The sequence below is a fragment of the Nocardia neocaledoniensis genome (genome assembly GCF_003182135.1).
Classification (GTDB): domain Bacteria; phylum Actinomycetota; class Actinomycetes; order Mycobacteriales; family Mycobacteriaceae; genus Nocardia; species Nocardia neocaledoniensis.
Window position 1 is genome coordinate 426,157 of the sequence record NZ_QGTL01000005.1, and the last position, 7,341, is coordinate 433,497.

A 7,341-nucleotide genomic window follows, 5' to 3' on the forward strand; every position below is an offset into this window, starting at 1 on the left:
GGTGGAGAGCTTGCGGACAGGCGCGGAACTGGCGTAACCAGGCGGTAATTGCCCGAAACGTCCGCCGTAACGCGGCGTTCGGAGCATGTGCCGCATGACAGCCACTCCCTTTTCCTCGGCCCGCCCCCGACCACCCGATCCGGCTCCGGGGCGCCGGAGCGCACCCGCGCGCCGCATCCGCGACATCCTGCGGGCCCGCATCCGCACCGGCGTCTACGGCTCCCGGCCACTGCCCGCCGAAGCGGAACTGGCCGCCGACTTCGCCACCAGCCGCAACATCGTGCGTGACGCGCTGACCCTGCTGCGCGACGAGGGTCTCATCGACCGCGTGCCCGGCGCCGGAACCTTCGTCGTGGTCGACAAGGCCGTCCAGGGGCTGGACCGGTTGCGTGGTCTCGCCGAGACCTTCGAGACCCGCAGCGACCGCGTCACCAATCGCGTCCTGCTCGCCGAAGTGATGCCGGCGACACCCCTGGTGGCCGAACGGCTCGAGCGCCGCGTCGGCGACCCGGTCGTCGTGCTCGAGCGGGTCCGTTACCTCGACGGCGCCCCGCTGTCACTGGACGCCAGCTATCTGACCGCGGATGTCGGCATCCCGCTGCTGGACAAGGACCTCACCGGTTGCGACGTATTCGGCCTGCTCGAAGCCGAACTCGGCCTGCCGCTCGGCTCGGCCGCGGTCGCGATCGAGGCCGTCGCCGCCGATCCCACGGTCGCGGGCCTGCTCGAAGTGCGCGCCGGAGCACCGCTGCTGTTCGTGGAACGGCTCACCTACACCGATTCCGGCCGGCCCGTCGATCTCGAGTACATCCGCTTTCGCGGTGACCGGTTCTCCCTGTCCGGCCGGCTGGACCGCGTCCCGGTGACCCCGCGGCGCTCGGTCGCCCACCACTCCGACCAAAGGGGTTGATCCTCATGCAGATTCCACCGCTCACCGAACGGCGCGAGCTCGTCTGCGATGTCCTGATCGTCGGCGGCGGTACCGCCGGGACGATGGCCGCGCTCACCGCGGCCCGGCACGGCGCGCAGGTGCTGCTGCTCGAGAAGGCGCACGTGCGCCATTCCGGCGCCCTCGCGATGGGCATGGACGGTGTCAACAACGCCGTCGTGCCGGGCAAGGCGAGTCCGGAGGACTACGTCGCCGACATCACCGTAGCCAACGACGGGATCGTCAACCAGCGCACCGTCTACGAGACGGCCACACGCGGTTTCGAGATGGTGCAGCGCCTCGAGGGGTACGGCGTCAAGTTCGAGAAGGACGAGCACGGCGAGTACGCGGTGCGCAAGGTGCACCGATCGGGCTCCTACGTGCTGCCGATGCCCGAGGGCCGCGACGTGAAGAAGGTGCTCTACCGCACCCTGCGCGCCCGCGAGGTGCGATCGCGGGTGACCATCACCAACCGGGTGATGCCGGTGCGGGTGCTCACCGTCGACGGGCGCGCGGTCGGTGCCGTCGGATTCGACACGCGCACAGGCGAATTCGTCACCATCTCCGCGGGCGCGGTGATCCTGGCCGCAGGCGCGTGCGGTCGGCTCGGGTTGCCCGCCTCGGGCTATCTGTACGGCACCTACGAGAATCCGACCAACGCCGGCGACGGCTACGCCATGGCCTATCACGCGGGCGCCGAACTGTCGGGCATCGAGTGCTTCCAGATCAATCCGCTCATCAAGGACTACAACGGTCCCGCCTGCGCCTATGTCGCCAACCCGTTCGGCGGCTACCAGGTCAACGCCGAGGGCAATCGTTTCGTCGACTGCGACTACTGGTCGGGCCAGATGATGGCCGAGGTCAAACGTGAACTCGACAGCGCGCGTGGTCCGATCTACCTGAAGCTGAGCCACCTTCCCGACGCCACGATCCGGGAGATCGAAGGCATCCTGCACACCACCGAGCGGCCGACCCGCGGCACCTTCCACGCGGGCCGCGGCACCGACTACCGCACGGGTGACATCGAGATGCACATCTCCGAGATCGGTTTGTGCAGTGGCCATTCCGCGTCGGGTGTCTGGGTCGACGAACGCGCCGCGACGACGGTTCCCGGCCTGTTCGCGGCCGGCGACATGGCGCTGGTACCGCACAACTACATGATCGGAGCCTTCGTCTACGGCGACATCGCGGGCGAGCACGCCAGCGCCTACGCCCGCGGCGCCACCCATCCGGAGCTGCCCGCGGACCAGATCGAGGCGGCCCACGAATTGATCTACCGTCCGCTGCGCCATCCCGACGGCCCGCCGCAGTCGCAGGTCGAATACAAGCTGCGCCGATTCGTCAACGACTATCTGCAGCCGCCCAAAGCGCAGTCCTATCTCGCGCTCGGTGTCGCCGCCTTCGAACGGATGAAGGACGAGATCGCCGGCATGGGCGGGCAGACGCCACACGAACTGATGCGCTGTGCCGAGGTGACCTTCATCCGGGACTGCGCGGAAATGGCGGCCCGCGCCTCCCTGCGCCGGACCGAGAGCCGGTGGGGGCTCTATCACCAGCGCGCCGACTGGCCCGCGCGCGACGACGCGGAATGGTTCTGCCACCTCAACCTCGCGCGCGGCGCGAGCGGGGAGATGGAGTTCCGTACCCGGCCGGTCGCCCCGTACATCGTGCCGGTCCCCGGATTCGTCCGGCCCGACGGCGTCGCCGATGTCGCCGCACCCGACCTCGTCGGCGCGTGGGGTGCCCGATGAGCGCGCGCCTGCTGACCCTGCTCGATCTGGCCGACGAATGCCCGGAGCTCGGCGAACTCACCCCGTACCTCGCCGACCCCGACCCGGAGGTCCGGCGCACGGCCCTGTCGGTGCTCAGCGAGACCACCGAGGACTGGCCCGCGGCGGCCCCGATCATCGCGCGCGGTCTCGCCGACGCCGATGTCGACGTCCGGCACACCGCGATCGGGCTGCTCACCGAACTGCTCGAGGTGCTGGTCCCCGGACCCGAATTCGACGCGGCGCTGGGGGACTGCGTCACCGCGCCGGAACCGGCGGTGCGCTCGGCCGCGATCGAGGCGCTGTGGCGGCACCGCAGGGTGACCGCCGGGGAACTGGCAGCCTGGCTGACCGACCCCAACGCCTCGGTCCGGCGCGTGGTCATCGGCGGGCTCACCTCGGTCGACGCCATCGACGAACTCGCCACCGCGGCGGCCGACGAGGACCAGAACGTCCGGATCGCCGTCGCGAAAGGTCTGGCCGCGGTGGGTGACCCACGCGGGGCGGTCACCCTGCTGGCGCTGGCGGCCGACCCGGAACCCCTCGTGCGCGCCGCCGCCCTGGCGAGCCTGGCCGGCACCGGCTGCGACGACCAGGCCGCCGCCGTCGCCACCGCGGCGATGGCCGATCCCGCCTGGCAGGTTCGGCAGGCGGCGGCGATCGCGCTGGCCGCGGCCGACCCCGAACTCGCGGCGGCGCCCCTGCTGACCGCCGTCTCCGACCCCAACCTCGACGTCCGTAAGGCGGCGGTGCGCGCACTGGCCGAACGGATCGCCGAGCGCCGCGACATCACCACGGCGCTGCGGCGGGCACTCGACGACCCGGACGCCGACGTCCGCGCCTTCGCCCGCATCGGCATCGCCAACTCTGGAAAGGAACTCTGATGGCCCAGGTCAATGCCCGTCTCGACGTCCCCGTCTCGGTCGACGAGGCCACCTGTATCGACGGATGCACGCTGTGCGTCGACATGTGCCCGCTCGATTCTCTTGCCATCCACCCGGATTCGGGCAAGGCCTACATGCACGTCGACGAATGCTGGTACTGCGGGCCGTGCGCCGCGCGGTGCCCCGTCGGCGCGGTCACCGTCAACATCCCGTTCCTGTTGCGCTAGAGGAAGAACGGACCGCCATGATGAACTCGACCCGCTCACGCCTGACCGCGCTGGCGCTCGGCGCCGCGGTGGCCGCCACCCTGACCACCGGCTGCGGCGCCGGTAACGACGGCAAGACGGTCACCGTGAACATCGGCTACCAGTCCAAGACCATCAACACCGTCACCGCGGGCACGCTGCTGCGCGACCGCGGCACCTTCGAAGCCGAACTGGCGGCATTGGGCAAGACCACCGGCCTGGCCTATCGGGTGGAGTGGAAGGACTTCGCCGCGGGCCCGCCGCTGACCGCGCAGATGCTGGCGAGCCAGGTCGACATCGGTTCGATGGGTGACGCGCCGATCCTGGTGAACGGCTCCAAGACCCGCGATCACGCCGATGTGAAGTCCGAGTTGATCGCCGTCACCGGCTACAACCTGCGCGGTTCGCTCAATCAGGTCGTCGTTCCGCTCGACTCGTCCGCGGCCACCCTGGCCGATCTGCGCGGGCAGATCGTGTCGACCAGTGTCGGCTCGGCCGCGCACGGCATGCTGGCCACGGGGCTGGCCGCGGCGGGAATGAGCCTCGAGGACGTGAAGCTGCTCGGTCAGGACCCCGCCGTCGGCGCCTCGGCGCTGCAAGGTGATCAGGTGGCCGCGCTGGCCCAATTCGTCCCGTGGCCACAGAAACTCGTGCACGACGGGCAAGCCAGACTGCTCTACGACGGCGGCAGCGCGGGGATCCCGACCTTTCACGCGGTCGTCGCGAACGAGCGCTTCGGCACCGAGCACCCCGACATCGTCACCGCGTTCCTCACCGCGCAGCGCAAGACCACCGACTACCTCAACCAGCATCCGCTCGAGGCCGCGCAGCGGGTCGCCGAGATCACCGGGCTGCCCGCCGAGGTCGTCTACCTCTACAACGGTCCGAACGGCCTGGTCGGGTTCGACCCGACGATCAAACCGCAACTGGTCGACGCGCTGGGCGCCCTGCTGCCGTTCCTGAAGAACCTGGGCGCGCTCTCGGATCTGAACCTCGGCGAGTTCGTCGACGATCGGTACATCCGGGCCGTCTACGGACCCGACTACGAGACCGCCCGTGCTTCGGTGGCCGCGCCCTCGCCCCTCACCGGCACCGACAGTGTGTGTGGGGGAACCGTCGACGGGCTCGCGACCGCCTCGGAGGTCTGGTTCGCCGAGCCCGCGACGACGGCGGTCGCCAGAACCCCGACCTGTCTGCTGCGGCAGATCGACACCACGGGCGGGGTTGTGCGGGCGGCGTACGTCCCCGACCACGGCACCGGGACGCGATTGTTCGCCGCGACCGCGACCTGGGTCAGCGATCCCGCCGCGGCGCCGGAGGATCGGCTGTTGCCGTTCGCGATCCGCGCCGATGCCCAGCGGTACGCCGCCGCCCATCCGGGCGCCGCGGTCATCGACTACCAGGCAGCACTGAAAGCCCGCTAGATCCGTCTCGTGAGACAGGAGGCTCACCATGACCGTTTCCGCCGAACCTCTCGCCGCCCCGGTCGCGGCACCCGACACCGTCGCGCCACGCGCGGACTCACCCACCCGTTTCCCGATTCCCCGCAGGGCACGCAGGACAGCGCTGACCGCCGTCCCGTTGCTGGCGCTGCTGCTGGCCTGGCACCTGCTCACCACCTACCAGGTGGTGCTGTGGTTGCGCTTCGACAAGATCCCCACGCCCACCGCGGTGTTCGACTCGTTCCGCACCCAGCTCGGCGCGGCGAGCTACTACCGCGACGTCGTCTCCAGTACCCGGCGCATCCTGGTCGGCTTCGGCCTGGCGACGGTATCCGGTGTGCTGATCGGGATGGCGGTGGGCCGCTCGGCCGTCATCAGCGCGCTGGTGCGGCCGGTGCTCGAGGTCTTCCGGCCGATCCCGGCGATCGCGTTGGTGCCGTTGGCCATCCTGCTGTTCCCGACGGGGGAGCAGGGCATCGTGTTCATCACGTTCTTCGCCGCGTTCTTCCCGGTGGCGGTGAGCACGATCCACGCCATGCACGCGCTGCCCCGGGTGTGGGAGGAGGCAGCGCACACCCTCGGCGCGCGTCGGCGCGACATCCTGTTCCAGATCGCATTGCCCGGTGCGCTGCCCGGCATCTTCTCCGGGCTGTCGGTCGCCATGGGCGTGGCCTGGATCTGCGTGATCAGCGCCGAGATGATCTCGGGGCAGTTCGGGATCGGCTACTTCACCTGGCAGTCGTACGGACTGCTGGACTATCCGGGCGTGATCGTCGGCATGCTCACCATCGGGCTGCTCGGCTGGTGCACCGCCTGGCTGGTGGAGCTGGCGGGCCGCCGGGTGAACCGGTGGCTGCCGAGGGCGCAGCGATGAGCACCGGCGCCGCGGTGCGGCTGGCCGGTCTGCGCATCGCCTACGGCGCGAGCCTGGCCGCCGAGGTGGATCTGGATGTCGAGGCGGGCCAGATCGTGGTCCTGCTCGGGCCCTCCGGCTGCGGCAAGTCCACGGTGCTGCGCGCCATGGCGGGCCTGCTGTCCCCGATCGGCGGCACGGTCTCGGTCGATGGTGGGCCCGCGGCACAGCACTGCTCGATGGTGTTCCAGGAGGACGCGCTGCTGCCGTGGCGCACCGCCCGCCGCAATGTCGAATTCGCGTTGAAGCTGCGGGGCGTCGCCCGCCGGGATCGCCGCGGCGAGGCGCAGGAACTGCTGAACCTGGTGGGGCTGCGCGATTTCGGCGACCATCTGCCCGGCACGTTGTCGGGTGGGATGCGACAGCGGGTACAACTGGCGCGGACGCTGGCCGCGCGACCACGGGTGCTGTTGATGGACGAACCGTTCGGCGCGCTGGACGCGCAGACCCGCGCGGACATGCAGCGGCTGCTCGTATCGGTGTGGCAGCGGCGGCGGACCACGGTGCTGTTCGTCACCCACGACGTCGACGAGGCCCTGCTGCTGGCCGATCGCATCGTGCTGTTGACCCCGCGGCCGGCGCGCATCCAGCGGGTGATCGAGATCGACGCGCCCCGTGCGCCCGGCGCCCGTTTCGAGCCCGAATTCGCCCGTCTGCGTTACGAAATCCTCGCCGCCCTCGGCGAGCCGAACGAGAAGGAACCACAGCTATGACCTTCGTCATCGGAGCCGCCTGCGTGGATGTGCTCGACCGCGCCTGCGTCGAGGAATGCCCGGTCGACTGCATCTACACCGGGGACCGGATGGCCTACATCCATCCCACCGAATGCGTGGATTGCGGTGCGTGCGAACCCGTCTGCCCCGTCGAGGCGATCTCGCTCGCCGAAGACGTCGCGGCGGGGCAGGAGGGCTTCGTCACGGCCAACGCCGCCTTCTTCGACGTGGCCCTGCCGGGCCGCGACACTCCGCTCGGGTCGCCGGGCGGTGCCGCGGTGGTGGGCGATCTCGGGGTCGACACGCCCTTCGTCGCGGAGTACCGGAAATGACGGGCGCGAATCCCATACTGCGCATTGCGATCGTGGGCGCAGGACCGGCCGGTATCTACGCCGCCGACGCGTTGATGAAGTCCGATGCCGACGTGAGCATCGACCTCTACGAGCG

Annotated in this window: 7 protein-coding genes and 1 pseudogene; all 8 read left to right on the forward strand. The window is 70.2% G+C overall.

Annotation, left to right across the window (positions count from 1 at the left end; genetic code table 11):
* The first annotated feature begins 94 nt into the window (after window positions 1-94).
* A complete protein-coding gene (locus tag DFR69_RS17515; RefSeq protein WP_110038619.1) occupies window positions 95-910 on the forward strand; it encodes a GntR family transcriptional regulator in 816 nt (271 codons plus the stop codon).
* A 5-nt stretch (window positions 911-915) separates the two neighbouring features.
* Window positions 916-3,581: pseudogene (locus DFR69_RS17520) on the forward strand (fumarate reductase/succinate dehydrogenase flavoprotein subunit).
* Entirely contained in the window at window positions 3,581-3,808 is a 228-nt protein-coding gene (locus tag DFR69_RS17525; RefSeq protein ID WP_110038620.1) for a 4Fe-4S dicluster domain-containing protein, read from the forward strand. Before DFR69_RS17520 ends, DFR69_RS17525 begins: the two are co-directional and overlap by 1 nt.
* 17 nt (window positions 3,809-3,825) lie before the next feature.
* Window positions 3,826-5,250, forward strand: a complete 1,425-nt coding sequence (locus DFR69_RS17530) for an ABC transporter substrate-binding protein (RefSeq protein ID WP_208643994.1) — start codon at window positions 3,826-3,828, stop codon at window positions 5,248-5,250.
* 28 nt (window positions 5,251-5,278) lie between these two features.
* The gene (locus tag DFR69_RS17535) at window positions 5,279-6,142 is read left to right on the forward strand and encodes an ABC transporter permease (RefSeq protein WP_110038621.1); all 864 of its coding nucleotides are present in this window, start codon (window positions 5,279-5,281) and stop codon (window positions 6,140-6,142) included.
* Window positions 6,139-6,894: an ABC transporter ATP-binding protein gene (locus DFR69_RS17540; RefSeq protein WP_110038622.1), complete on the forward strand. Its 756-nt coding sequence runs from the start codon at window positions 6,139-6,141 to the stop codon at window positions 6,892-6,894. Before DFR69_RS17535 ends, DFR69_RS17540 begins: the two co-directional genes overlap by 4 nt.
* Entirely contained in the window at window positions 6,891-7,226 is a 336-nt protein-coding gene (fdxA, locus tag DFR69_RS17545) for a ferredoxin (protein WP_110038623.1), read from the forward strand. The genes DFR69_RS17540 and fdxA overlap by 4 nt, the downstream gene beginning before the upstream one ends.
* The coding region (locus tag DFR69_RS35285; RefSeq protein ID WP_167456302.1) for an FAD/NAD(P)-binding protein at window positions 7,223-7,341 on the forward strand (119 nt) is incomplete at its 3' end. The genes fdxA and DFR69_RS35285, both read left to right, overlap by 4 nt.

Coding starts and splice junctions, on each gene's coding strand:
- DFR69_RS17515 (WP_110038619.1), top strand. CDS start 95: ATGACAGCCACTCCCTTTTCCTCGGCCCGCCCCCGACCACCCGATCCG.
- DFR69_RS17525 (WP_110038620.1), top strand. CDS start 3,581: ATGGCCCAGGTCAATGCCCGTCTCGACGTCCCCGTCTCGGTCGACGAG.
- DFR69_RS17530 (WP_208643994.1), top strand. CDS start 3,826: ATGATGAACTCGACCCGCTCACGCCTGACCGCGCTGGCGCTCGGCGCC.
- DFR69_RS17535 (WP_110038621.1), top strand. CDS start 5,279: ATGACCGTTTCCGCCGAACCTCTCGCCGCCCCGGTCGCGGCACCCGAC.
- DFR69_RS17540 (WP_110038622.1), top strand. CDS start 6,139: ATGAGCACCGGCGCCGCGGTGCGGCTGGCCGGTCTGCGCATCGCCTAC.
- fdxA (WP_110038623.1), top strand. CDS start 6,891: ATGACCTTCGTCATCGGAGCCGCCTGCGTGGATGTGCTCGACCGCGCC.